This window comes from Nocardioides sp. HDW12B (assembly GCF_011299595.1).
Classification (GTDB): domain Bacteria; phylum Actinomycetota; class Actinomycetes; order Propionibacteriales; family Nocardioidaceae; genus Marmoricola_A.
In genome coordinates, this window is sequence record NZ_CP049867.1 from 3,624,774 (window position 1) to 3,647,676 (window position 22,903).

A 22,903-nucleotide genomic window follows, 5' to 3' on the forward strand; every position below is an offset into this window, starting at 1 on the left:
CCCGTGAGCGCACCAGGTGGTTACTCACCGGTAGAACGGGTCCCGTTGATTGTGACACCGATACTGTCACCGTCGTCAACAGGTGGCGCCGGACTGCTCGTGTGACCCCGGTCGCAGCAGAGTCGCAGCCGCCTCAGGCCTGGACGGCGGCGCCGGACTCCAGCAGCGCATCGACGCCGGAGACCCCCCACGCCTCGAGCACGTCGCGGGTGCCGCCGCCGGCCACCGAGGGGCCGGTCGTCAGGGTGGCCTCGGTGCGGGAGAAGCGCGGGGCCGGGGCCGGCTGCAGGACGCCGCCGCGCTCGACGTACACCTCGCGCGCGCTGATGTGCGGGTGCGCCGCCGCCTCGGTCATCGGCAGCACCGGGGCGCAGCAGGCGTCGGAGCCGTCGAACACCTCGGCCCACTCCGCCTGCGTGCGCGAGCGGAAGGTCTCGGTGAGGATGTCCTTCAGCTCGCCCATCCGCTCGAAGTCGTGCCGCTCCGGGACCCGGTCGCCGATCCCCAGGCGCTCGACGAGCTCGGCGTAGAACTGCGGCTCGAGCGGACCGACGCTCATGTGCTTGCCGTCCGAGGTCTCGTAGAGCGCGTAGTAGGGGATGCCGCCGTCGAGCAGGTTCGAGACCCGCTGCTCCGAGCCGAAGCCGGCCGCGAGCATCGAGGCCCACATGAGGTTGAGGTGGGCGGAGCCGTCGACGATCGCCGCGTCGACCACCTGCCCGCGGCCGCTGACGCGGGCCTCGAGAAGGGCGGCGAGCACCCCGATCACGAGGTACGTCGACCCGCCACCGAAGTCGCCGACCACGTTGCTCGGGAAGTGCGGCCGGTCCCGGTCCTGACCGAAGCCGTGCAGCACCCCGGAGACGGCGATGTAGTTCATGTCGTGGCCGGCGGTGTGCGCCCACGGGCCGCTCTGGCCCCATCCGGTCATGCGGCCGTAGACCAGCCGGGGGTTGCGCGCGAGGCAGTCGTCGGGGCCGATGCCCAGGCGCTCGGTGACCCCGGGCCGCATGCCCTCGAGCAGCACGTCGGCGCCGGCGATCAGCTCGAGCAGGGCGGCCAGGGCGTCCGGGTTCTTCAGGTCCAGCGCGACGCTGGGACGTCCGCGGGTGAGCAGGTCGGTCTCGCGCGGACCCGCGCTCGCGGCACCGCCGGGCTTCTCCACCCGGATCACGTCGGCGCCCAGGTCGGCCAGGATCGTCGCCGCGTGGGGCCCCGGCCCGATCCCGGCGATCTCCACGACCTTGATCCCTCGGAGCGGTCCGGTGCCCTGGTCCAGCGCGTAGTCAGCCATGGGCGTGATTGTGACAGTTCCACTGTCACGGTGACCAGGACCCTGCCCGTTCCCGGCGCCCACCCTCATTTCCGGGGATGGCGGAGCCGGGCGAGGACTGACTACCGTCGAGCCTGCCGGACGCGTGGGCGCAGAAGGCGTCGGGGGATGGCCTTCTGCGCCACCGCGGCCCGACGGTCAGCGGTCCGAGATCCAGCCGTCCCGGCGCGCCTCGCGCAGCAGCGACTGGGAGTTCGTGATCGGTCGTCCGAGGGCCAGGTAGCGCGTCCGCGCCGACTTCAGGTGGTCGGTCACGGTGGACTCCGCGATGCGCAGACGCCCGGCGACCTGGCGCCGCGTCAGGCCGTCGTCGACGCCCTGCAGCACCTCGACCTCGCGCGGGGTGAGCGCCGCCACCAGGCCGGCGTCGGCCAGCAGCGCCGAGGCGACCGTGCTGCTGCAGGCGAACCCGCCGTCGGCGACCTCCAGGACCGCCTCGGCGAGCCGGTCCGAGCCGTCGTTCTTCAACGTGAGACCGGACGCCCCGGCGGCCACCGCCTGGCGCACGGGGACCGGCAGCTCGGCCGAGGTGTGGATGAGCACCGCGGCCCCCCAGGCCACCAGGCCGGGGATGGCGGGCGTCGACACGGCGTCGTCCCGCCCGAGGTAGAGGTCGAGGACGACGACGTCCGGCGCGGGCAGCGAGCGGTCCAGGTCGGCCGGGTCGGACACCCCTCCGAGGTACCTCAGCTCCTCGGGGCGACGTCGCTCCAGCGAGGCCATCGACTCGACGACGAACTCGTGGTTGTCGATCGACACGAACGTCACCGGTCGCTTCATGGTCCCTCCTGGGGGTGGTCGGGGTCGGCCGAGGTGATGACCATCAGGTAGGCGTCCCGCTCGACGCGCTCGCCCGACACCAGCCCGAGGTCGACGGTCGGTGGGGGCGGTGGCGTCACGACGGTGCGCACGCCGCCCGCCCCGTCGTCGTACGCCGTCAGCGTGACGCGGCAGGGCGGTGACAGCAGCGGCAGGAGCCCGCCCAGCCGCGCCGCCGCCTCCTCGCGCCGGGCCTCGTCGTCGAAGCCGGGACGGACGTCGACGGTGCCGCCCCGGCGCCGGAAGTCGGTCACGGCGCGGCGCAGCCGCGCGGTGTGGAACCCCGGGGCGTAGAGGTCGTCGCGGGCCTCGAGGGCGAGCAGCCGCGCCTCCTCACGCTGCCCGCCGCTCAGCGGAGCGGCCTGCCCGGCCACGTCTCGCAGCCACGGCACGATCACCCGCCGGGTGTGCTCGAGGTGCTGCGAGTGCGCCTCGCTCTGCACCGTCAGGCGCACGAGCGCCGCGGAGGCCGCCGCGGCCCGTCGCTGCTCCGACTCGGCCTCGGCGGTGTTGCGTCGCAGGCGTACGCCGAGCAGCGCCGTGAGCAGGGCGGGCGTGGTCACGGCGTTCAGCGAGTTCACGGGCAGGGCCCCGCTCGACAGCGACGGGTCGACCAGCCATCCGGCGACGACGACCGTCACCTGGCTGCCGACCAGACCGAGCCCCCACCGCACCGGCAGCACGAAGCACAGCACGATCTGCGGCACCGCCACCAGGCCGATCGACCAGCTCCGCAGGTCGAGCATGCCGCCGGGCGGCAGCAGGGCCAGCCCGGCGACCTGGAGCCCGACGAGCGCGGAGCCGACGGCCACCACCCACCGGCGGGACGGCTCACCGGCGACCAGCCGCACCCCGACCAGCGCCACCACCGCGAGCAGCGCGAGCAGCAGCACGGCGCCGAGCACCGGGCGGTCGGCCCCGGGCAGCGTCACGACCGCGGCGAAGGTCCAGAACGCCGAGAGCGGCAGCAGCGCGGCCACCGCGAGCGGGCGGACCGCGCCGACGGCCAGCAACGAGAGGAAGGCGTGGCCGACGAACGGCAGGGCCACCGCGTCCGGGCCGTCGGTGCCGTCCGACGGCGTCACCGGCGGCGCGGGCGGTGACGACGGCACCGCGACCGTCACGACGGTCCCCGTGCCCCGGCCCGGTGGCGGTGAGCTGACCTCCACCCGGCCGCCGACCGCGGCCACCGACCCACGCACCGACGTGGCGAGGCCGAAGCCCTCGGCCCGCCCCGGAGGGATCCCGGGGCCGTCGTCCTCGACGTGCAGCCGCACCCACCCCGGCTCGAGCTCGACGTGCAGCCGCGCCGGAGCTGGTCCGCCCGGAGCGGTCCCCGCGTGCCTCTCGACGTTGCGCAGCAGCTCGCGCAGCGCGCGCGTCGCCGCCGCAGCGACCTCCGGCTCGAGCACCGTCTCCGGCACGGACGCGTCCTGGGCCGCGACCGAGACGGCGAGGGGCACGGGCGACGTCCGGACCACGTCGGCAAGCAGGTCGGCCAGGGTCGCGGTCGCGGCGGGGTCGTCGTCGGCGTCGAGTGCCTCGACCGAGGCGACGGCTGTCCGGCAGGCGGCGACCAGCCGCTCGGAGGGAGGAGCGCCCGCGGCCTCCGACGGGTCGGCCACCGCGCGGAGCGCCGTCAGGACGTCGTCGTGCAGCACGCGCCGGGCGCCGTCGACGGCCCGGTCGGCGCTCTCGCGGCGGAGGACGGCCAGCGTCCGCTCCGCGCTGCGGGCCGCCGCCGCGTCCAGCGCGGCGGTGCTGCGCTCGAGCGTGGCCACGATGATCCCGGCCACGGCGATGTTGGTCACCGACAACAGGTACGGGTCGGCCACCTCCACCACCGTCAGGCCGCCGTCCAGGATCCCCCGCAGGGAGGCGTGCGCGGCGACGGTCACCCCGATCACCAGCGCGCACCGGGGCAGGGACAGGGTCCGCACGGCCGTCAGCAGCACCGCGTTGACGGCCAGGCCGGCGCTCACGTCACCCGCCTCCCGGAAGGGGGGCAGCACGGTCGTCGCCGCCAGCGGCAGGAGGAGCACCAGGTGGTCGGCGCGCTCGCCGCGGACCAGCGTCAGCACGGCCACCAGCAGGAGACCGGCCACCAGCGCCAGGTGGCTGACGACGTACGCCGTGCTCTCGCCGCGCACGAGGCTGACGAGCACCGCGAGCGCGAAGAGCGTGAGGACGGCGGCGTGCAGCAGCCGGACGGTACGTCGCAGCCGCTCGCGATGGGTGGTCGACGGCACGTCGATGTCCCTGACCCCCGTCACGGCCCCAGGCTACGCCCGGGCGACCCCGCGCCCCGGCCGTCCGCCGGCGTCGCGCCGTCCCCCCTTAGAGGACCCGGCGCAGGAAGGCGCGGGTGCGGTCCTCCCGGGGGTCGAGGAGGACCTGTCCGGGCGGGCCCTGCTCGAGGACGCGGCCGTCGGCGAGGAAGCAGACGGTGGTGGCCATCTCACGGGCGAAACCGATCTCGTGGGTGGCCAGCACCATGGTGGTGCCCCCCTCGGCGAGGGCGCGCAGGATGTCGAGCACCTCGCCGACCAGCTCGGGGTCGAGCGCAGCGGTGACCTCGTCGAGCAGCAGCAGCGCCGGGTCGGTGGCGAGCGCGCGCACCACGGCGACCCGCTGCTGCTGACCGCCGGAGAGCCGGTCGGGGTGGACGTCGGCCTTGTCGGACAGCCCGAAGCGGCCCAGCAGCTCGCGGGCGCGCTCCTCGGCCGCGCGCCGTCCGACGCCGTGGACGCGGCGCGGGGCCAGCGTGACGTTGTCGAGCACGGTGAGGTGGGGGAAGAGGTTGTAGGCCTGGAACACCACACCGATGCGGCGCTGGACCTCGCGCCGGTCGACCCGGGGGTCGGTCACGTCACGACCCTCGAAGCGGACCGTCCCGTCGTCGGTGTCCTCCAGCAGGTCGATGCAGCGCAGCAGCGTCGACTTGCCGCTGCCGGAGGCGCCGATGAGGCACACGACCTCGTGGCGCGCCACGGTCAGGTCGACCCCGTCGAGGACGGTCCGGTCGCCGTAGCGCTTGCGCAGGCCCTCGACCTCCAGCACCGGCCCACCCGCGCCGGTCACCCCGGTCACCGGGCCCCCGCCCGCTCGCGCTCCATCAGGCGGCGCCCGACGTGGTCGGTGTAGCGGGCCAGCGGGATCGTGAGCAGGATGAACAGCGCGGCCGCGACGACGTACGGCGTGAAGTTGAAGGTGTAGTTGGCGGTGTCCGAGGCCGTGCCGAGCGCGTCGAACAGACCGACGCCGACGACCAGCGCGGTGTCCTTCTGCAGCGACACGAAGTCGTTGAGCAGCGGCGGCAGCACGCGGCGCGTGGCCTGGGGCACGACGACGTGGCGCAGCGTCTGGCCCGAGGACAGGCCGAGCGCCGTGGCGCTGGCGACCTGCGAGGGGTGGATGGACTCGATGCCGGCGCGGAAGACCTCGGCGACGTAGGCGCCGTAGGACAGCACGAGGGCGACCAGGGCGAGCCAGAACAGCGAGGTGGTGACGCCCTGGAGCCCGAGGGCCGGCACCCCGAAGCAGACGAGGTAGACCAGCAGGATGGTCGGGATGCCGCGGAAGACGTCGGTGTAGGCGACCGCCAGCAGGCGCACCGGGAACAGCAGCGGCGACCGGCTGACCCGGGCCGCGGCCACCAGCAGCCCGACGACGAGGATCAGCGGCTCGGCGAGCAGGAACAGCCGGATGTTGAGCCAGAACCCCTCGAGCACCGCCGGCAGCGCGTCCTTCGCGGCCTCGAGGTCGAAGAACGTGGCCTGCACCGTGGGCCAGCCCGGCGAGGTGACCACGAGGGCGACGAGCCCGCCCAGGACGACCACGGCCGAGGCCGAGGCCAGCAGCACCGAGCGCAGGCGCTGGCGTCGGCGGACCTCGAGCCGTTCGCGCTGCAGCTCGCTGGGTCGCCACTCGGAGACGGTCACCGGGATCTCGCGCGGGCTCAGGTGGTCGGCACGGGGCGAGGGGGCGCGGTCACTTCAGGACCGGGACGTCGACGACCTCGGAGAGCCACTTCGTCTCGATCGCCGCGAGGGTGCCGTCCTCCTCGAGCGCGGCCAGCGCCTGGTCGACGCAGGGCCGCAGCTCGCTGCCCTGCTCGAAGAGCATGCCGAACTCCTCCTGCTCGCCGGTCTCGGGCTGGAACTGCCCGATGATCGAGGCCTGCGGGATCTCGACCGCGGTGATGTAGTACGCCGTCGGGACGTCGGCCAGGATCGCCTCCACCTGACCGTTGAGCAGGGCCTGCTTGGCGGCGTTGGTGTCGGTGAACACCAGCGGGTCCTCGGACGGCTGGATGATGTCGCGGATGGCCGTCAGGCTGGTGGTACCGGTCTGGGCGCCGAGCTTGTAGTCGGCGAGCTCGGCGACGCTGCCCGCCTTCGCGACCGGGGAGTCCTTCAAGGCGATGACGCCCTGGGCGGCGGAGTAGTAGCCCTCGGAGAAGTCGACGACCTTCTCGCGGTCCTCGGTGATCGAGATCTGGTTGATGTCGAAGTCGAAGTCCTTCGGGCCCGGCTTGTAGGAGTTGTTGAAGCGGACCGTCACCCACTCCACGTCGTCCTCGGCGAAGCCCAGCTCCTCGGCGACCGCGTAGGCCACGGCCGACTCGAAGCCCTTGCCGTTGGTGGGGTCGTCGTCGACGAACCACGGGCCGAAGGCGGGCGAGTCGGTGCCGATGGTCAGCGTGCCGTCCTTCTTCAGCGGCAGCTGGTCGACGGCGCAGTCCTCGGCCGAGGGCGCCTCGTCGCTCCCGCTGTCACCCGAGCCTCCGTCCGCGCTCCCGGCCGAGTCCTCGGTGGGGGCGCAGGCAGCGGCGGCCAGCAGGACGAGGGGCACGGCGACCGCGGCGGGGCCGCGCAGCCGACGGGCACGAGCAGGCAGGACACGGGACAGGGCGGAGCGACGCATGTCTCCAGGGTAGTGCGGCCCGGCCGGCGGGACGCGCAGGCTACGGACAGCGGGACGCCGGTCGCGGGAGCGCGGCGGAGGCGGCTGGGACTCGCCATCCACCCACGCGTGAACCCCGGACCGACGTCGCCGCTGCCCGCCTCTGCTGCAGCCACCGGGGTCTCCAGGCCCGAGGACTGCGCGTGGACCGGAGGCGCCGGGTGGAGATCTGGGAGAGGTCCAGCGCCTGGAGCCGCAGCGGTGCCGTTCGGTGCAAGGGGGCAGCTTGGCACTGCACCGACCGACCTGGGTGTGCTGCGACGGGGGACGCATCCGGTTCCACGATGGCTGCGCCCCTTGATCGGGGTCCCCGAAGCGGGGAGAGCGAGGCCCTGGGGCGGGACACGGCGTGCTCGACGACCACGCGACCGCACCTCCTCCAGGGCGGCCCCGGGCGAGATCGTCGGCCGGTCCCCTCTGACCGGTCGGCGCACGCGGGTGCCGCTCTGCTCCAAGTCTAGATCCGCTCGCCCGCTTTGTCAGAAGTTAGGACGTGTGGCCCGTGTGGTCAGTCGAAGGTCCCGTCCGCGGGTGCCCCGACCAGCACGCGGAGGCCCCCCGGGGCGACCCGCGCCGTGCGCGGCAGCGGGCCGAGCAGCTCGCCGTCGCCGTAGGCCACGGGTCCCTCCTCGCCCGGTCGGCCGGCCTCGACGCGCACCTCGGCCCCCCGGAGCACGACCACCTCGGGCAGGTCGACGTGCGTCCCGTCGTACACGCGCGGCAGCCGGCGGACCATGCCCCACCGCGACCCCGCCGGGAGGACCACGACGTCGAGCAGCCCGTCGCGCAGGTCGGCGGCCGGCGCGATGCGCATGCCCTTGCCGTAGTAGCCGGAGTTGGCCACCACCACCGTGTAGGCGCGGTGGCGGTGCTCGACGCCGTCGACGGTGACCACCACCTCGCCGGGCCGGTAGGTCAGCAGCGCCCGCACCGCGGCGTAGGGGTACTGCAGCACGGCGGGCAGCCGACGGGCGCCGTCGACGAGCTCGGAGGCCAGCGAGTCGACGCCGGCGTACAGGCTGCCCAGCACGACGCGCTCGTCCCCGTGGCGCGCGCCCTGCACGCGGATCACGTCGACGGCCTCGGGCTCCGCCTCGAGCAGCGTCCGCGCCACGGCCGGGGGCTCGGCCCGCGTCCCGACCAGGCCGAGCATGCGGGCGAAGTCGTTGCCCCGGCCGCTGGGCACGATCCCCAGCGTGCCGCCCGCGTCGACCACCGGCCCGGCGACCGAGGCGAGCATCCCGTCGCCGCCGGCGGCCACCACGACCTCGTCCGCGGCGCACGCGGCGGCGACCTCGTCGCGGGCGTGCTCGGCGCTCCGCGTCGGTACGACGACCACGGGGGCGCCCGCCGCCTCGAGCAGGGGCACCACCTGGGCGACCGCCCGCGGGGCTCCTCCTCCACCGGACACCGGGTTGACCAGCACCCGGAACCGGCGCGGCACCGACCGGCCCACGGGGCCGGTCGCAGGGCCGGTGGCGGGGCCGGTCACGGGACGAGGATGCCGGGGTTCAGCACGCCGGCCGGGTCGAGCCGTGCCTTCACCGCCCGCAGCACCTCCACGCCGACCGGGCCGATCTCCTCGGCCAGCCACGGCTTGTGGTCGCGCCCCACCGCGTGGTGGTGGGTGATGGAGGCGCCGGTCGCGATCATCGCGTCGCTCGCGGCCCGCTTGGCCGAGAGCCACTGACCGACGCCGTCGTCGAGCTCCTTGGCCGCGACGGTGAAGTAGAGCGAGGCGCCGGTCTCGTAGACGTGGGAGACGTGGCAGAGCACCAGCGGCGGTGTGCCCTGTGCCGTCAGGTCGGCCTCGACCGCACCCTTGACCGCGGCGTAGAGCTCCTCCAGCCGCGACCAGAACGTCACCGTCTCGAAGGTCTCCACCAGCACGCCCACGTCGAGGAGGGAGTCGCGCAGGTAGGGGCCGTCGAACCGGCCGTGGGACCAGGCCTCGCCCGGCTCCGTGCCGAGGGCCTCGCCCCCCAGGGCGCTCAGCAGCTCGGTGGTCGCCTCGCGGGCGCGGGCGACCTGGTCCGCGGTGCCCTCGTAGCCGGTGATCATCAGGCACCCGCCCGAGCGGCCGGAGCCGTCCGCGCCCTCCGGGTCGTCGGAGCCGCCGACGGCGTCGGGGCGGGCGAGGTTCACAGCCGTCTCGCTCTCGTCGGAGAGCCGCAGCACCGTCGGCATCGCCCGGCCCTGGGGAGCCGCCTGCGCCAGGCGGCGCATCGCGGCGGTGCCGGCCGCGAAGGACTCCCAGCGCCACCCCTCGTAGACGCGCTCCTCCGGCACCGGGCGCACCTTGAGGGTGACCTCGGTGATCACGCCGAACGCTCCCTCGGAGCCCAGCACGAGCTCGCGCAGGTCGGGTCCGGCTGCGTTGGCCGGCGAGCTGCCCAGCTCGAGGTCGCCGATCGGGGTGGCGACCTTCAGGGCCATCACCATCGAGTCGAAGCGTCCGTAGCCCGCCGAGGACTGCCCGCTCGACCGGGTGGCGGCGAACCCGCCGATCGAGGCGTAGCGGAAGGACTGCGGGAAGTGGCCGAGCGTCAGGCCGTGCTCGGCGAGCAGCGCCTCGGCCTCGGGACCCAGCAGCCCGGCCTCGAGGGTCGCGGTCCCGGACACCGTGTCGACGTCGACCAGCCGGGTCATCCGCCGCAGGTCGAGGGCGACCACGCCGACGAAGCCGTCGCGGCGGGCGGCAAGGCCGCCCACCACGGAGGTGCCTCCGCCGAAGGGCACGAGGGCGACGCCGTGCTCGGCGCACCAGGTGACCACCGCGGCGACCTGGTCGTGCGACGCGGGCCGTACGACGACGTCGGGTGCGTCGCTGCCGTCACCGGCGCGCATCCGGAGGAGGTCCGGGGTGGACTTGCCGCGGGTGCGTGCGACCCGCCAGGCGTGGTCGACGTGCACGTGCTCGCTGCCGAGGAGGTCGCGGAGCCCGTCGAGGAGGCCCTCGTCGAGGGTGACGTCGGCGAGCCGGACCTCCTCCTCGGGCACGGCGGGCCGCGGGGTGAGGTCGCCGAGGAAGGCCTCGACGAGGTCGCGGAGGAGCTCCGAGACGGGCTCCTCGCGAGCCGGGTCTCCCCAGCGGGCCCAGTGCATGCGGTGGGGCAGGTCGATCGAGTGGTCGGTGGGTGCCATGTGTTAGAGTGTGACATATGACGTCCATCCGTCACAACACCTCGGAGCAACCCCCTTCCGGACCCGACGACGCCTACCTCGACGCCGCTCGCGCATCGGTGCTGGCCGTCGGGTGGCGGCGGACCTCGCTGACCGACGTGGCCCGCCGCGCGGGCGTCTCCCGGATGACGCTCTACCGCCGCTGGCCCGACATGTCCGGGCTGCTCGGCGACCTCATGCTGCGCGAGTGGGGAGCGCTCGTCGCGGCCGAGCTGCACTCCGAGCCCACGGCTCCGCTCGGTCGGCACGCCGTCGCCGCCGCGGTGGTGCGCTGCACCGGGGCGGTCCGCGACAACGACCTGTTCCGCAAGATCGTCGAGGTCGACCCCGACCTGCTGCTGCCCTACCTGTTCGAGCGCCGCGGCCGGACCCAGGACCTCGTCCTCGACGCACTCGCCGCCGTGCTGACCGCCTCCCGGGACCACCCCGACGACCCGGTGCGCGCCGACGACGCGATGACGCTGGCCAGCGGCGTCCTGCTGACGCTGCACGGCTTCCTGTTCTCCGCCCCGACGATGACCGAACCGGTCACCGGCGGGACCACCCGGCCCGACCTGGCCGCGCTCGACCGCGAGCTGGCCCGCCTGATCGAGAGGTACCTCGCCCCGTGAGCGCACCCCAGCCCGTCCCCGACCCCCGACCCGGCCCCCGACCCGGACCGGGAGCCCTCTCGCGCGCCCGCCGTGAGGCCGACCTCGACCACGTCACCGGCGAGACGGTCGACCTGCTCGTCGTCGGCCTCGGCGTCACCGGCGCGGGGGTCGCCCTCGACGCCGCCTCCCGCGGGCTGTCGGTCCTCGCCGTCGACGCCCACGACCTGGCCTTCGGCACCTCCCGCTGGAGCTCGAAGCTGGTGCACGGCGGTCTGCGCTACCTCGCCAAGGGCCAGCTCGGCGTCGCCCACGAGAGCGCCGTCGAGCGCGGGATCCTCATGGGCCGGACCGCCCCCCACCTGACCCGCGCGATGCCGCTGCTCGTGCCGCTGACCGACGCGGTGCCCCGGCGCCAGGGCGTCCTCGCCATGCAGGGCTTCCGGGCCGGCGACGCCCTGCGCGCCGCCGCCGGGACGCCGCGCAGCCTGCTGCCGGGGCCGCGCCGGCTGTCGGCTCAGCAGACCCGCGCGCTGGTGCCGCCGGTGCGCACCCAGGGCCTGCGCGGCGGGCTCCTCAGCCACGACGGCCAGCTCGAGGACGACGCGCGGCTGGTGGTCGCGCTCGCCCGCACCGCGGCGGCGTACGGCGCCCGCGTGGTGACGCGGGCCCGGGCCCTCGACGTCACCGCCGACGGCGCGACCCTGCGCGACGAGCTGACCGGCCGCACCGTCCAGGTCCGCTGCCGCGCCGTGGTGAACGCGGCGGGCGTCTGGGCCGGGCAGGTCGTCGACGGCCTGACCCTGCGGCCGAGCCGCGGCACCCACCTGGTGCTGCGCGGCGACCGGCTCGCGGGCGTCGACGTGGCCGTGTCGGCACCCGTGCCCGGCTCGCTGAACCGCTTCGTCTTCACGCTGCCCCAGGCCGACGGGCTCGTCTACGTCGGGCTCACCGACGAGCCCGCGCCCGACGAGGTCCCCGACGTCCCCGAGGCGACCGAGGCCGAGGTGGACTTCCTGCTCGAGACGATGAGCTCCGCGTTCGAGGCGCCGCTGACCCGCGCCGACGTCGTCGGCACCTACGCCGGGCTGAGGCCGCTGCTCGCCGCGGAGGGGTCGACGGCCGACCTGTCGCGCAAGCACGCCGTGCTGACCTCCGACGCCGGCGTGGTCACGGTGGTCGGCGGCAAGCTGACGACGTACCGCCGGATGGCCGAGGACGCCGTCGGCGCCGTCGTCGCCGGGCGCGGCCTGACCGCCCAGCCGTGCCGCACCCGCGACCTGCCGCTGGTCGGCGCCGCCACGCGCCCGCAGCTGGCCCGCGTCGACGCCCCGGCCCGGCTGGTGCGCCGCTACGGCGCCGAGGCGCCCCGCGTGCTCGCCGACGCCGTCGCCCGGACCGGCCTGGACGAGGCGGCGCTGCTGGAGTCGGTCGCCGAGGGCGTGCCGGTGACCCGCGCCGAGCTGCTCTGGGGCGTCACCCACGAGGGGGCCGTGGACGCCGACGACCTCCTGGACCGTCGCACCCGGGTCGGTATGGTGGCCGACGACCGAGCCGCCACCGAGGACGCCGCCCGTTGGGCGCTGGAGCACTGATGACCCCCACCCGCCCCTCCGGGGTGGACCTCGTGGACCTCGCCCGCCGAGCCGTCGGCGTGGTCTTCGTCGTCAACGGCTTCGCGTTCGCGTCCTGGGTGTCGCGGATCCCGGACCTGCGCGACACCCTCGCCCTGAGCCCCGGCCAGGTCGGGCTGCTGCTGCTGTGCCTGTCGGCCGGCACCGTGCTCGCCCTGCCGCTGTCCGGGCTCGTGGTGCACCGGCTCGGGCCCGCCCGCACCGTCACGGTCGGCTCCGTGCTCACCGCCGGCGGCCTGGTCGCCATGGCCGGGGGGCTGTCGGCCACCTCGGTGCCACTGACCGGGGCGGCACTGTTCGCCTACGGCGCGGGCACCAGCAGCTGGGACGTGGCGATGAACGTCGAGGCCGCCGACGTCGAGCGGCGGCTGGGCCGCTCCATCATGCCGCGCTTCCACGCCGGCTTCAGCATCGGCACGGTCGCCGGCGCGCTCGTCGGTGCCGGCTCCTCGCACCTGGGCGTGCCGCTCCCGGCGCAGATGCTCGTCACCTCGGTCCTCGTGGTCCTCGGGGTCGCCGCGGTGATCGGCCGCTTCCTCGCCGTGCAGGAGCAGGCGGAGGACCACGTGCGCCCGTCGGCGTGGAGCGCGTGGCGCGAGCCGCGCACGCTGGCCATCGGCCTGGTTGTCATGTCCTTCGCGCTGGCCGAGGGCATCGCGAACGACTGGCTCGCCCTCGGGCTCGTCGACGGGTACGGCGCCGCGCCCGCCCTCGGCTCGTTCGGCTACGCCCTCTTCGTGGTCGCCATGACCACGGGACGCTTCTTCGGCGGCGGCCTGGCCACCCGCTTCGGCCGCGTGCTGGTGCTGCGGGTGACCGCGCTGCTGGTGGCGCTGGGCGCGCTGGTCGTGATCCTCTCCCCGTCCCTGCCGCTGGCGTTCGTCGGGGCGCTGGTGTGGGGCATCGGCGCCTCGCTCGGCTTCCCGATGGGCATGACGGCCGCGGCCGACGAGGAGGCGCACGCCGCCACCCGGGTCGCCGTGGTCAGCTCGATCGGCTACTGCGCCTTCCTCGGCGGCCCGCCGCTCATCGGCGCGCTCGGCGAGCGCGTCGGCGTCCTCGACTCCATGCTGGTCGCCGTGGCCGCGGCGGTCGTCGGCCTCCTCGCCACGCGGGCCGTGGCCCCACCGGCCGAGCGCTGAGCCGACCGAGCGGACTCAGCGGTACGTCGTGCGCAACGGCGCGATGCCGTTGAAGCCGACGCTGGCGTAGGCCGTCGTGTACGCGCCGGCCGCGCCGAGCAGCACCCGGTCCCCCGGACGCAGGTCGGCCGGGAGCCGGTAGCGGTGGTGGCGGTAGAGCACGTCCGCGCTGTCGCAGGTCGGCCCGGCCAGCACCACCTCGCGGGTGGGTCCCCGCAGCCGTCGGCCGTCCCGCGTCACCTCGAGGCGGTACTTCACGCCCTCGTCGAGCGCCTCGGCCAGCCCGCCGAAGAGGCCGATGTCGAGGTAGACCCACCGCACGCCCTCCCGCTCGGCCACCAGCAGCACCTCGCTCTCCAGGACGCCGGCGTCGGCCACCAGCGCGCGGCCGGGCTCGGCCATCACCACCGGCCCCGCCGACCCGTCGGGACCGGACCCGGGGCCCTGCCCGAGCGTGGTCCCGACCAGCTCCTCGAGCGCCCGCGCGATCGCGGCGCCGTACGCCGGCAGCCCGGGCGTGTCACCGAGCAGGTCGGCCGGGAAGCCCCCGCCGAGGTTCACCACGCTCAGGTCGGCGCCACGGGCCCGCAGCGCGGCACGCAGCCGGCCGGCCGCCGCCAGCGGGGCCCGCCAGGCCTGCGGGTCGCGCTGCTGGCTGCCGACGTGGAACGCGATGCCGACCGGGTGCCCGAGGCCGACCGCGAGGGCCAGCAGCGCACCCGCCTCGTCCTCCGAGCAGCCGAACTTCCCCCCGGCCAGACCCCAGTCCGCACCCGCCCCGGACGTGGTGAGGCGGACCATCACCGTGGCCCCGGGCGCGTGCCGGGCCACCTTGTCGAGCTCGTCGGGGCTGTCCACGCTGAAGCGGCGTACGCCGAGACCGTGGGCCCACGCGACGTCCGCGGCCCGCTTGACGGTGTTGCCGTAGGACATGTCCTCGGGGAGCCCGCCGGCCTGCAGCACCAGCGCGATCTCGCCGGGGCTGGCGACGTCCCACGCCGCCCCGTGCGCCGCGAGCAGGCTGAGCACCGGGTGGGACGGGTTGGCCTTGACCGCGTAGTGCAGCCGGACCCCGGGCAGGACCGCGGCGAGCTCGACGTACCGCTCGCGGACGACCTCGGTGTCGAGGTGCAGCATCGGCGTCGCGGCCTGCGGCGGGGCGCTCGCCCGCGGCGTGCCGGCAGCGGGCAGCGACGGCCGGGCAGCGAGCGAGGGCGGGGCCGGCGCGGCTGGCGGGGCTGGGAACGTGGGGGCGGGGGTGGCGGGCACGGGTGTCTCCTCCGGTCGGGGCCTGCGGAGGAGGAGGCCCGCGGGGGTTGGCTGATACCTGCCCCACGGCGTCGCGGGACCGCTAGGTTCGGCGACCATGGACCACGTCAACAGCCTCGCCGTCGCCCGCATCGCCATCGGCACCGGCATGCTGCTCGCCCCCGAGCCGAGCCTGAAGGTCGGCCTGCTCGACCCCACCGCCCGGCAGGCGCCCTACCTCGCCCGGATGTTCGGCAGCCGTGAGATCGCCATCGGTGCCCTCACCCTGCTGGCGGCTCCCGCGCAGCAGGTCACGCTGATCAAGGTCGGCGTCGCCATCGACGCCGCCGACGCGGTCGCGGGCTACCTGGGGATCCGGTCGAAGGGGTTGTCGACCCCCGCGGGCGCGGCGCTCACCGGTGTGGCCGTGGTCGCCGTCGTCTCGGGCCTGGCCGGCCTGCGGCAGCGCGGAGCCCTCTGACGCGCACAAACACCGGACGAACCTCCACAGGTCCAGACCAATAGTTCAACATCCTGTGGAATCTGACGGGTCGGCCATCCCGGGCCGCAGCCTCTCCGAACCTCGGGCACCACGGCGGGTCTCCGCCGCAGCCCCCAGGAGAGGAACCACCATGCGCAGCTCCCGCACCACCCGCACCCTCGTCGCCGGCACCACCGCCGCCCTCGTCGGCACCCTGGCCGCGACCGCCGCGCCGGCCCAGGCAGCGCCCGGTGAGCGCAGCCTCGCCACCGTGCTGGCCGCCGACGGCAACCGGTTCGACGGCGCCTGGAACGACTTCGACGTCCTCGACCGCGCCGTCCGCACGGTGCTGGGAGCCAAGCCCGACAGCGACGTGGCCGTGCTGGCCGACGGCGGCACCGCCCTGACGGCGTTCCTGCCCACCGACCGCGCCTTCCGCAAGCTCGTGCACGAGATCACCGGTGAGCGGCCGGCGACCGAGCGGGCCACCTTCCAGGCGGTGGCGAGCCTCGGCGTCGACACCGTCGAGACCGTGCTGCTCTACCACGTCGTCCCGGGACCGGCCGTCACCTACCGGCAGGCCAAGCGTGCCGACGGCGTGGTGCTCCAGACCGCCGCCGACGCACCGGTCACGGTCCAGGTCGCGAACGGTCGGGTCTCGCTGCAGGACCTCGACGCCAGCGACCCCGACCCGCGCATCCGCCTGGGCCAGACCGACGTCAACGCGGGCAACCGCCAGCTCGGCCACGGGATCAACCGGGTGCTGCGCCCGCTCGACCTGCCCTGAGCCCTCCCCCGCGCTCAGGGCAGGCTGCTCAGGTGCCGAGGTCGGCGACGACCTCGGCACCGGGCAGCTCGGCCAGCAGCGAGCCGGGCAGCAGGATCTTCGAGCGCCGCAGCCCGCTGCCCAGGATCACGACCGGCGCCTCCGTCAGCCGCTGGTCGACGAGGAGCCGCCAGTCGCCGGGAAGGCCGACCGGCGTGATCCCGCCGTACTCCATGCCGGTGCGCGCGACCGCGTCGTCCATCGCCAGGAACGTCGCCTTGCGGACGTCGAGACGGCGCTTCACCAGGTTGTTGACGTCCGCACGGGTGTCGGCCCGGACGACGCAGGCCGCCACCCGCTCCTCGCCGGAGCGGCGGCCGCCGACGACCACGCAGTTGCCGCTGGCCTCCAGCGGCAGGTCGTAGGCCGAGGTCAGCGTGGCGGTGTCGGCCTGGTCCGGGTCGATCTCCACGACCCCCACCCGGTCGGCCGCGTCCCACTGCTCCAGCAGGGCCCGGACGGGCTCCGCGAGCAGCTCGGGACGGTCGAGGGCCGGGTCGGCGTCGAGGCCGCCGAGGCTCCACAGGGCCATGGCTGGTCTCCGTTCATGGGCGGGTCGGGTCAGGTCGGGTGGTCGAGGCGGGCCATGGAGGAGGCACGCCGGTGACATACCGACGTCATGTTGCCCCAGGGGCTGGGTTTTCCCGTCCCGGTGGCGCATTGTTTTCTCAGCGCACCGGCCGACCCAAGAGCCGTGCGTCAGCGCCGCTGGCCGGCTGCCCCCTCCGGCCGGTGGCGCGCCCCTGCCTCGTCGCCGCATCCGCAGGATTGGGCGACGTGCATCGGGGAACCCTTGTCGCGTAAAGTGATGCCTCGAGGGGAGTACTTCCGCGAACCAGTCCGGTCAGTACGGTGCGATCTCGCACCTCGGCTGGTTGCCCGATCCGGGTGAAGGAGACCTCAGGACCGATTGAACGCGCCCTGAGGAGCAACCCGTGAATCCCTACCTGTCCCTGCCCACGCGCGCCGCCGCGGAGCCGCAGACCCTCGACAGCATCGGCAACCCCGTGCTGTGGACGACGGTCATCGTCGGTGTCCTCGTGCTGCTGGCGGTCGACTTCCTGCTCACCCGCAAGCCGCACGAGGTCTCCATGAAGGAGGCGATCGGCTGGTCGATCTTCTACGTCGCCCTGCCGCTGGCCTTCGCCGGCTACGTGTTCCTCGACTTCGGCTCCGAGCGTGGCCTGGAGTTCCTCACCGGCTACCTGGTGGAGAAGTCGCTCAGCGTCGACAACCTCTTCGTCTTCCTGCTGCTGCTCGGCGCCTTCGCGGTGCCCAAGGAGCTGCAGCAGCGGGTGCTGCTCTACGGCATCGTCGGCGCCCTGGTGCTCCGCAGCATCTTCATCGCCGTCGGCGCCGCCGCCCTGTCGGCGTTCGACTGGATGTTCCTGGTCTTCGGCCTGATCCTCGTCGCCACCGCCGTCAAGATCCTCCGTGACGCCCTGAGCGGGCACGACCAGGAGATCGACATCGACGAGATGCGCAGCGTGAAGTTCATGCGCCGCTTCATGCCGGTCACCGACGACTACGACGGCCCGAAGATGCTCTCGAAGGTCGACGGCAAGCGCGCCATCACCCCGCTGGCCCTCGTCGTGGTCGCCGTGTTCGCCGCCGACATCGTCTTCGCCGTCGACTCCGTCCCCGCCGTCTACGGCATCACCGGCGACCCGTTCCTGGTGTTCGCGACCAACGCGTTCGCGCTGCTGGGCCTGCGCGCGCTCTACTTCGTGCTCGAGGGGGCGCTGTCGAAGCTGCGCCACCTCGGCTTCGGCCTCGCCGTCATCCTCGCCTTCATCGGCGTGAAGCTGGCCCTGCACTGGGGCCACCTGCAGAACGACAGCGTCCCCGAGATCCCGACCCTGTGGTCGCTGGGCGTCATCGTCGTCGTCCTGGTGATCACCACCGTCACCAGCCTGGTCGCCGACAAGAAGGCCGGCGACCCGCTCGGGTCGGGCGACAAGGACACCGACGCGCGCACCGACACCGACAGCGACCGCGACGACGACGGGGCTACCGTCTCCGCGTGAGCAAGCGGTCGAGCCGGGGTCAGGAGCGTGCCGGCGGTGCGGGTGGATCGACGCCCGCCACGCGCGCCCTGACCGCGGCCGGCCTCGCCTTCGCCGAGCGTGCCTACGACCACGACCCGGCCGCCGAGAGCTTCGGGCTCGAGGCGGCCGAGGCGCTGGGCGTCGAGCCCGCCCGGGTGCTCAAGACGTTGCTCGCCGAGGTCGACGGCCGTCTCGTCGTCGGCATCGTGCCGGTCGCGGGACGGCTGGACCTCAAGGCCCTGGCCGCGGCCGTCGGCGGCAAGCGGGCGGTGATGGCCGACCCCGCGCTGGCCGAGCGCCGCACCGGCTACGTCGTGGGCGGCATCAGCCCGCTCGGGCAGCGCACCACCCATCCCACCGTGGTGGACCGGTCCGCCCTCGACCACCCGACCGTGCTCGTCTCGGGTGGTCGCCGGGGGCTCGACCTCGAGCTGGCACCGACCGACCTGGTCACGGCGACCTCCGCCGTGGTGGCCGACATCGGCCGGCCCTGACCTGCGGGCTCCGGCCGCTCGCCCCGCGCCGCGCGCTCAGAGCCGTCCGAGCTCGCGCAGCCCCGCGACCGCGTCGCGCAGCGTCACCGCCGGGTCGCGGAACGTGACGCCGAGCTCGCGCTCGACCGGGCCGTTGTCGGGCACGGGGACGCGGGTGTAGTACTCCATCGCCGCGGCGGTCAACGGCGTGCGCAGCCCCCACCGCTCGAGCGGGACGACACGCTCGACGCGGTCCTGGGCCCGACCGACGGCCCGCAGCAGCCCGTCGGGCACCGGCAGCTGCCACAGCCGCCGCCCCGAGGCCTCTGCCAGCATCGGCACCAGCTCGGACAGCCGCACGTGGACCCCGCCCGCGACCCAGCGGGCGGGGCGCAGCCGCCGGTCGACGATCGCGGCGTGCACGCGCCCGAGGTCGCGGACGTCGCAGATGTTCCACGCCGCCTCGCGCCCGGGGACGAGGCGGACCCGGACCGCCTTGGCCACGCCCTCGGTGCCCTCCCCCACCTGCTCCCCGGCCGGGGGCCCCATCACCATCGTCGGGTAGGTGAGGTCGACCGGCGCTCCCTGCGCCGCCAGCTCGCGGACGTAGCCGTCGACGGCGGCCTTCGACGCGCCGTAGGCGTCGAGGCCGGGCGCCACCGGCAGGTCGGCCGTGAGCCGGCGCAGGCCGGGTCGCGAGAGCGCCGCGATGCTCGAGACGTGGACCGCGCGCAGGCCCCGCTCGACCGCCTCGCCCACCACGTGGCGGGCCCCGGCCAGGTTCGTGCGCTCCATCCGCTCGGCGGCCCCGGGGCCCACCGCCACCACGGCGGCGCAGTGCACGACGGCCTGGCACCCGGCCAGCGCACGGCGTACGGCGGCGGCGTCGGTGATGTCGCCGACCACGGTGTCGGAGGTGTTCACGCCCAGCGCGCCGGCGGCGCGGGCCAGCTTCTCGGGGGTGCGGACCAGGAAGCGCACCTCGTGGCCGGCGTCGGCCAGCGCTCGCGCGGTCCACGACCCGACGAACCCGGTCCCGCCCGTCACCAGCACCACCACCCGCGTGAATCTAGGCCACGGCGGCGGGCTGGATAGGGTGAACCATGACGACTCCCGGGGTCAGCAGCGAGGTCGGACGGCTGGGCACGGTGCTGCTGCACCGGCCGGGCAACGAGCTGAAGCGGCTCACCCCGCGCAACAACGACCGGCTGCTCTTCGACGGGATCCCCTGGGTCGACCGGGCGCAGGAGGAGCACGACGCCTTCGCGCAGGTGCTCCGCGACCGCGGCGTCGAGGTGCTGTACCTCCTCGACCTGCTCACCGAGACCCTCGCCTCCGAGGACGCGCGCAGCCAGGCCGTGACCAGCACGCTCGGCAGCCTGCACCTCGGCGACACCCTGCGGGCCCACCTCGGCCGGCACCTGCTCGACCTGGCGCCCGAGGCGCTCGCGCACCTGCTGTGCGAGGGGCTGCGCAACGACGAGGTCCGCGGCGGCCACGGGCTCGTGACCAGCCTGCTGGCCGAGGACGACTTCCTCGTCGAGCCGCTGCCCAACCTGCTCTTCACGCGCGACTCCAGCGTGTGGGTCCGCGACCACGTCGCGGTCACCTCGCTGGCCATGGGCGCGCGGGAGCGCGAGACGCAGCTGACCGAGCTGATCTACACGCTGCACCCGCGTTTCTCGGGCACCACGACGATCCACGGCTGGCACCGCGAGCACGTCGAGGGCGGCGACGTCCTGCTGCTGGCCCCCGGCGTCGTGGCCATCGGGGTGGGCGAGCGGACCACGCCCGCCGGCGCCGAGCGGCTGGCTCGGCAGATGTTCGGGGCGGGCCTGGCCGAGACCGTGCTGGCGGTGCCGATCATGCAGGAGCGGGCCACCATGCACCTCGACACCGTGTGCACGATGGTCGACGTCGACACGGTCGTGATGTACCCCAACATCGCCGACACCCTGACCGCCCACGCCGTCACGGTGGCCGACCGGACCGGCGACGAGGACAGCGACCTGGTCCTGCACGTCGCCGGGGCCGAGCCGTTCCTCGTCGCGGCCGCCAAGGCGATGCGCATCGACACCCTCCACCGCATCGACACCGGGCTCGACCCGGTCACCGCCGAGCGCGAGCAGTGGGACGACGGCAACAACACCCTGGCCATCGCGCCCCGGGTGGCGGTCGCCTACGAGCGCAACACCGAGACCAATGCCCGGCTCGAGGCGGCCGGCATCGAGGTGCTGGCGATCGCGGGCTCCGAGCTGGGCTCGGGCCGGGGCGGGCCCCGCTGCATGTCCTGCCCGATCGCCCGCGACGACGTCTAGGACCGGATCGCGACCCAGAGCTGCTGGGCCCGCGCGACGAGGCGACCGGCGTCGTCGTACATGCCGGTGGTGGTCCAGGTCTTGCGGCCCTCGGTGCGCACGAGCCGCCCGACCACGACGTACGTCGCACCCGCCTGCGGCGGCGACTGCCGGGGCTCGAGGCCGGCCGACATCGCGGCCAGCACGAGGGGCCGGTGCTCGAGGTCGGAGGACCAGCCGCCGACGCAGTCGAGGGCGGCCCAGGTCACGGCCGTGCCGACCTGGCCGTCGCTGTCGGCCACCGAGGGGTCGGGGGTCCAGGTGGCGGCCACCCGCTCGTCGAGGCCGTCGGGGCCGTCGGGCAGGCGGCCGGGGAAGATGCGCAGCCCGTCGCCCGGCTCGCGCTCGGGCCCGCACACGACGCAGGTCGGGAAGGGGTGGCTGCGCAGGCCGGCGTAGCCGCTGGCCGCCTCGCGCGCGACCTCCACGCCGACGGCGGGGCCGGGGTCGGCGTCGTCGCCGACCAGCACGGCGTCCGGGCGGACGGTGGCCACCACTGCGGTGGCCCCGTCGTCCCCGAGGGGACCGGTGAGCGTCCAGCCGGTGCCGTCGTCGTCGGGGTCCAGCGTGAGCGCGACGTCGAGCGGCGGCGGCGCCTTCAGCGAGACCGTTAGCGGGGGGACGGCCCCGAGGGTGCCGGCCGCCTCCGCGACCGCGCCGGCGGTCCAGCCCCCGTTGCCCGAGGTCGGGGGGCCGTTGAAACGGGCGGGGACGGTCAGCGTGGTCATGGGCCCCACGCTGCCACGTCTCGCATGACTCGCATGTAACGCGGGGTTATGGACCGGTCGCACGGCGTACACGCCTTGGTCGGCGTCCATAACCCCGCGTTACATGGGCGAGGTCGACCTCAGGCCAGGTCGTTGTCCGCGAGGAACTGCTCGGCGACGGCCTGCGGGTCCTCCTTGTCGATGACGACCTGGGTGACCAGCGCACCGAGGGTCTCGGTGTCGAGGGCCTCCGAGACGCTGTTGAGGGTCTCGGTCACGGTGTCGTCGACGACCTCGCTGCGCAGCAGCGGCACGATGTTCTGCGCCGCGAACAGCGCGTCGGGGTCCTCGAGCGGGACGAGGTCCTCGGCGGCGATGTTGGGGTCGGTGGTGAAGAGGTTGGCGGCGTCGACGCGGCCGTTCAGCAGGGCGCCGAGGCTCTGCGGGCCGCCGGCGTCGAGCTCGATGAAGTCGCCGAACACCACGCCGTAGACCTCCTCGAGGCCGGGCAGTCCGGTCTGGCGGGTCTTCCACTCCGGCGCACCGCCGAGGGTCAGGTCGCCGGCCACCTCGGCCAGGTCGCCGATCTCGGTGAGGTCGTACTCCTCGGCGGTCTCCGAGGTCACCACGACGGCGTCCTTGTCCTCGGCCTCGGAGTAGTCGAGGACGGTGAGCTCCTCGGGCAGGGTGTCGGTGAGCTCGGAGTAGACGCCTTCGGAGTCGGAGGACTCACCGACGGCGCCGGCCTCCTCCTCGGCGAGGAAGTAGTCGCGCAGCACGCCGGTGTACTCCGGCAGGATGTCGATCGAGGCGTCCTCGATGGCCGGGATGTAGACCTCGCGGCTGCCGATGTTGAGCTTGGTGGTGGCCTCGACCCCGGCGCCGTTGAGGGCGCCGGCGTAGATCTCGGCCAGCAGGGCGTTCTCGGGGAAGTTCGCCGAGCCGACGACGACCTCGCCGGACGAGCCGGAGTCACCGGAGCCGGAGTCACCCGAGCTGTCCGACTCGAGGGCCTCGTCGCCACCGCCGCAGCCGGCCAGGCCCAGCAGGGCCACCGTGGTGAGCGAGGCGATCAGGGGGGTGCGCTTCATCGATCG

Annotated in this window: 21 protein-coding genes; 8 read left to right on the forward strand and 13 right to left on the reverse strand. The window is 74.6% G+C overall.

Features of this window, described 5'->3' with window-relative positions:
• Positions 1-133: 133 nt before the first annotated feature.
• The 8 genes from G7072_RS16940 to G7072_RS16975 form a co-directional block, all read right to left on the reverse strand.
• Entirely contained in the window at positions 134-1,294 is a 1,161-nt protein-coding gene (locus G7072_RS16940; RefSeq protein ID WP_277343381.1) for a CaiB/BaiF CoA-transferase family protein, read from the reverse strand.
• Positions 1,295-1,471: 177 nt separating this feature from the next.
• Positions 1,472-2,113, reverse strand: coding sequence for a LuxR C-terminal-related transcriptional regulator (locus G7072_RS16945; protein WP_166088457.1), 642 nt, complete (start codon positions 2,111-2,113; stop codon positions 1,472-1,474).
• The gene (locus G7072_RS16950; RefSeq protein WP_166088458.1) at positions 2,110-4,425 is read right to left on the reverse strand and encodes an ATP-binding protein; all 2,316 of its coding nucleotides are present in this window, start codon (positions 4,423-4,425) and stop codon (positions 2,110-2,112) included. Before G7072_RS16950 ends, G7072_RS16945 begins: the two co-directional genes overlap by 4 nt.
• A 64-nt stretch (positions 4,426-4,489) precedes the next feature.
• Positions 4,490-5,233, reverse strand: a complete 744-nt coding sequence (locus tag G7072_RS16955; protein WP_166090328.1) for an amino acid ABC transporter ATP-binding protein — start codon at positions 5,231-5,233, stop codon at positions 4,490-4,492.
• A 5-nt stretch (positions 5,234-5,238) separates the two neighbouring features.
• Positions 5,239-6,093 carry an amino acid ABC transporter permease gene (locus G7072_RS16960; protein WP_166088459.1) on the reverse strand — a complete coding sequence of 285 codons (855 nt, stop codon included), beginning with the start codon at positions 6,091-6,093 and terminating at the stop codon, positions 5,239-5,241.
• Positions 6,094-6,142: 49 nt separating this feature from the next.
• Positions 6,143-7,078 (reverse strand): ABC transporter substrate-binding protein, encoded by a 936-nt coding sequence (locus G7072_RS16965; RefSeq protein WP_166088460.1) that lies wholly within the window; start codon positions 7,076-7,078, stop codon positions 6,143-6,145.
• A gap of 547 nt (positions 7,079-7,625) precedes the next feature.
• Positions 7,626-8,609 (reverse strand): diacylglycerol kinase family lipid kinase, encoded by a 984-nt coding sequence (locus G7072_RS16970; RefSeq protein WP_240917010.1) that lies wholly within the window; start codon positions 8,607-8,609, stop codon positions 7,626-7,628.
• Complete coding sequence (locus G7072_RS16975) at positions 8,606-10,261, reverse strand: FAD-binding oxidoreductase (RefSeq protein WP_240917011.1); 1,656 nt, start codon at positions 10,259-10,261, stop codon at positions 8,606-8,608. The genes G7072_RS16970 and G7072_RS16975 overlap by 4 nt, the downstream gene beginning before the upstream one ends.
• Before the next feature lie 17 nt (positions 10,262-10,278).
• On the opposite strand from G7072_RS16975, the gene G7072_RS16980 reads away from it, so the two are divergent.
• From G7072_RS16980 to G7072_RS16990, 3 genes are read left to right on the forward strand one after another with little or no spacing between them, the layout of a single operon-like run.
• Entirely contained in the window at positions 10,279-10,911 is a 633-nt protein-coding gene (locus G7072_RS16980; RefSeq protein WP_166088461.1) for a TetR/AcrR family transcriptional regulator, read from the forward strand.
• A complete protein-coding gene (locus G7072_RS16985) occupies positions 10,908-12,485 on the forward strand; it encodes a glycerol-3-phosphate dehydrogenase/oxidase (RefSeq protein WP_166088462.1) in 1,578 nt (525 codons plus the stop codon). The genes G7072_RS16980 and G7072_RS16985 overlap by 4 nt, the downstream gene beginning before the upstream one ends.
• The gene (locus G7072_RS16990) at positions 12,485-13,666 is read left to right on the forward strand and encodes an MFS transporter (RefSeq protein ID WP_166088463.1); all 1,182 of its coding nucleotides are present in this window, start codon (positions 12,485-12,487) and stop codon (positions 13,664-13,666) included. The genes G7072_RS16985 and G7072_RS16990 overlap by 1 nt, the downstream gene beginning before the upstream one ends.
• Positions 13,667-13,681: 15 nt before the next feature.
• On the opposite strand, the gene G7072_RS16995 is transcribed toward G7072_RS16990, so the two are convergent.
• Complete coding sequence (locus G7072_RS16995) at positions 13,682-14,935, reverse strand: type III PLP-dependent enzyme (protein ID WP_206063189.1); 1,254 nt, start codon at positions 14,933-14,935, stop codon at positions 13,682-13,684.
• Positions 14,936-15,032: 97 nt separating this feature from the next.
• Between G7072_RS16995 and G7072_RS17000 the strand changes: the two genes are divergently transcribed.
• Together G7072_RS17000 and G7072_RS17005 are read left to right on the forward strand one after the other, a co-directional pair.
• On the forward strand, positions 15,033-15,395 hold the full coding sequence (locus G7072_RS17000) for a hypothetical protein (protein WP_166088464.1): 363 nt from the start codon (positions 15,033-15,035) through the stop codon (positions 15,393-15,395).
• Positions 15,396-15,546: 151 nt separating this feature from the next.
• Positions 15,547-16,182 (forward strand): fasciclin domain-containing protein, encoded by a 636-nt coding sequence (locus G7072_RS17005; RefSeq protein ID WP_166088465.1) that lies wholly within the window; start codon positions 15,547-15,549, stop codon positions 16,180-16,182.
• Positions 16,183-16,210: 28 nt separating this feature from the next.
• Here the strand turns inward: G7072_RS17005 and G7072_RS17010 are convergent, their stop codons facing one another.
• Positions 16,211-16,753, reverse strand: a complete 543-nt coding sequence (locus G7072_RS17010; RefSeq protein ID WP_166088466.1) for a YbaK/EbsC family protein — start codon at positions 16,751-16,753, stop codon at positions 16,211-16,213.
• Between the two features lie 403 nt (positions 16,754-17,156).
• On the opposite strand from G7072_RS17010, the gene G7072_RS17015 reads away from it, so the two are divergent.
• Positions 17,157-18,248: a TerC family protein gene (locus tag G7072_RS17015; RefSeq protein ID WP_240917012.1), complete on the forward strand. Its 1,092-nt coding sequence runs from the start codon at positions 17,157-17,159 to the stop codon at positions 18,246-18,248.
• Complete coding sequence (ybaK, locus tag G7072_RS17020) at positions 18,245-18,763, forward strand: Cys-tRNA(Pro) deacylase (RefSeq protein ID WP_166088467.1); 519 nt, start codon at positions 18,245-18,247, stop codon at positions 18,761-18,763. Before G7072_RS17015 ends, ybaK begins: the two co-directional genes overlap by 4 nt.
• A gap of 36 nt (positions 18,764-18,799) precedes the next feature.
• On the opposite strand, the gene G7072_RS17025 is transcribed toward ybaK, so the two are convergent.
• Positions 18,800-19,801 carry an SDR family NAD(P)-dependent oxidoreductase gene (locus G7072_RS17025; protein ID WP_166088468.1) on the reverse strand — a complete coding sequence of 334 codons (1,002 nt, stop codon included), beginning with the start codon at positions 19,799-19,801 and terminating at the stop codon, positions 18,800-18,802.
• A gap of 44 nt (positions 19,802-19,845) precedes the next feature.
• On the opposite strand from G7072_RS17025, the gene G7072_RS17030 reads away from it, so the two are divergent.
• Entirely contained in the window at positions 19,846-21,060 is a 1,215-nt protein-coding gene (locus tag G7072_RS17030; protein WP_166088470.1) for an arginine deiminase, read from the forward strand.
• On the opposite strand, the gene G7072_RS17035 is transcribed toward G7072_RS17030, so the two are convergent.
• Together G7072_RS17035 and G7072_RS17040 are read right to left on the reverse strand one after the other, a co-directional pair.
• Entirely contained in the window at positions 21,057-21,827 is a 771-nt protein-coding gene (locus G7072_RS17035) for a hypothetical protein (protein WP_166088472.1), read from the reverse strand. The two genes, G7072_RS17030 and G7072_RS17035, sit on opposite strands and share 4 nt — an antisense overlap.
• A 119-nt stretch (positions 21,828-21,946) precedes the next feature.
• Positions 21,947-22,897, reverse strand: coding sequence for an ABC transporter substrate-binding protein (locus G7072_RS17040; protein WP_166088474.1), 951 nt, complete (start codon positions 22,895-22,897; stop codon positions 21,947-21,949).
• Positions 22,898-22,903 lie beyond the last annotated feature (6 nt).

Bases quoted from the DNA above. Each gene is read 5' to 3' on its own strand.
- G7072_RS17010 (WP_166088466.1), bottom strand. From the start codon at position 16,753: ATGGCCCTGTGGAGCCTCGGCGGCCTCGACGCCGACCCGGCCCTCGAC.
- G7072_RS17035 (WP_166088472.1), bottom strand. From the start codon at position 21,827: ATGACCACGCTGACCGTCCCCGCCCGTTTCAACGGCCCCCCGACCTCG.
- G7072_RS16990 (WP_166088463.1), top strand. From the start codon at position 12,485: ATGACCCCCACCCGCCCCTCCGGGGTGGACCTCGTGGACCTCGCCCGC.
- G7072_RS16975 (WP_240917011.1), bottom strand. From the start codon at position 10,261: ATGGCACCCACCGACCACTCGATCGACCTGCCCCACCGCATGCACTGG.
- G7072_RS17005 (WP_166088465.1), top strand. From the start codon at position 15,547: ATGCGCAGCTCCCGCACCACCCGCACCCTCGTCGCCGGCACCACCGCC.
- G7072_RS16980 (WP_166088461.1), top strand. From the start codon at position 10,279: ATGACGTCCATCCGTCACAACACCTCGGAGCAACCCCCTTCCGGACCC.
- G7072_RS16945 (WP_166088457.1), bottom strand. From the start codon at position 2,113: ATGAAGCGACCGGTGACGTTCGTGTCGATCGACAACCACGAGTTCGTC.
- G7072_RS17040 (WP_166088474.1), bottom strand. From the start codon at position 22,897: ATGAAGCGCACCCCCCTGATCGCCTCGCTCACCACGGTGGCCCTGCTG.
- G7072_RS17030 (WP_166088470.1), top strand. From the start codon at position 19,846: ATGACGACTCCCGGGGTCAGCAGCGAGGTCGGACGGCTGGGCACGGTG.
- G7072_RS17000 (WP_166088464.1), top strand. From the start codon at position 15,033: ATGGACCACGTCAACAGCCTCGCCGTCGCCCGCATCGCCATCGGCACC.
- G7072_RS16940 (WP_277343381.1), bottom strand. From the start codon at position 1,294: ATGGCTGACTACGCGCTGGACCAGGGCACCGGACCGCTCCGAGGGATC.
- G7072_RS16965 (WP_166088460.1), bottom strand. From the start codon at position 7,078: ATGCGTCGCTCCGCCCTGTCCCGTGTCCTGCCTGCTCGTGCCCGTCGG.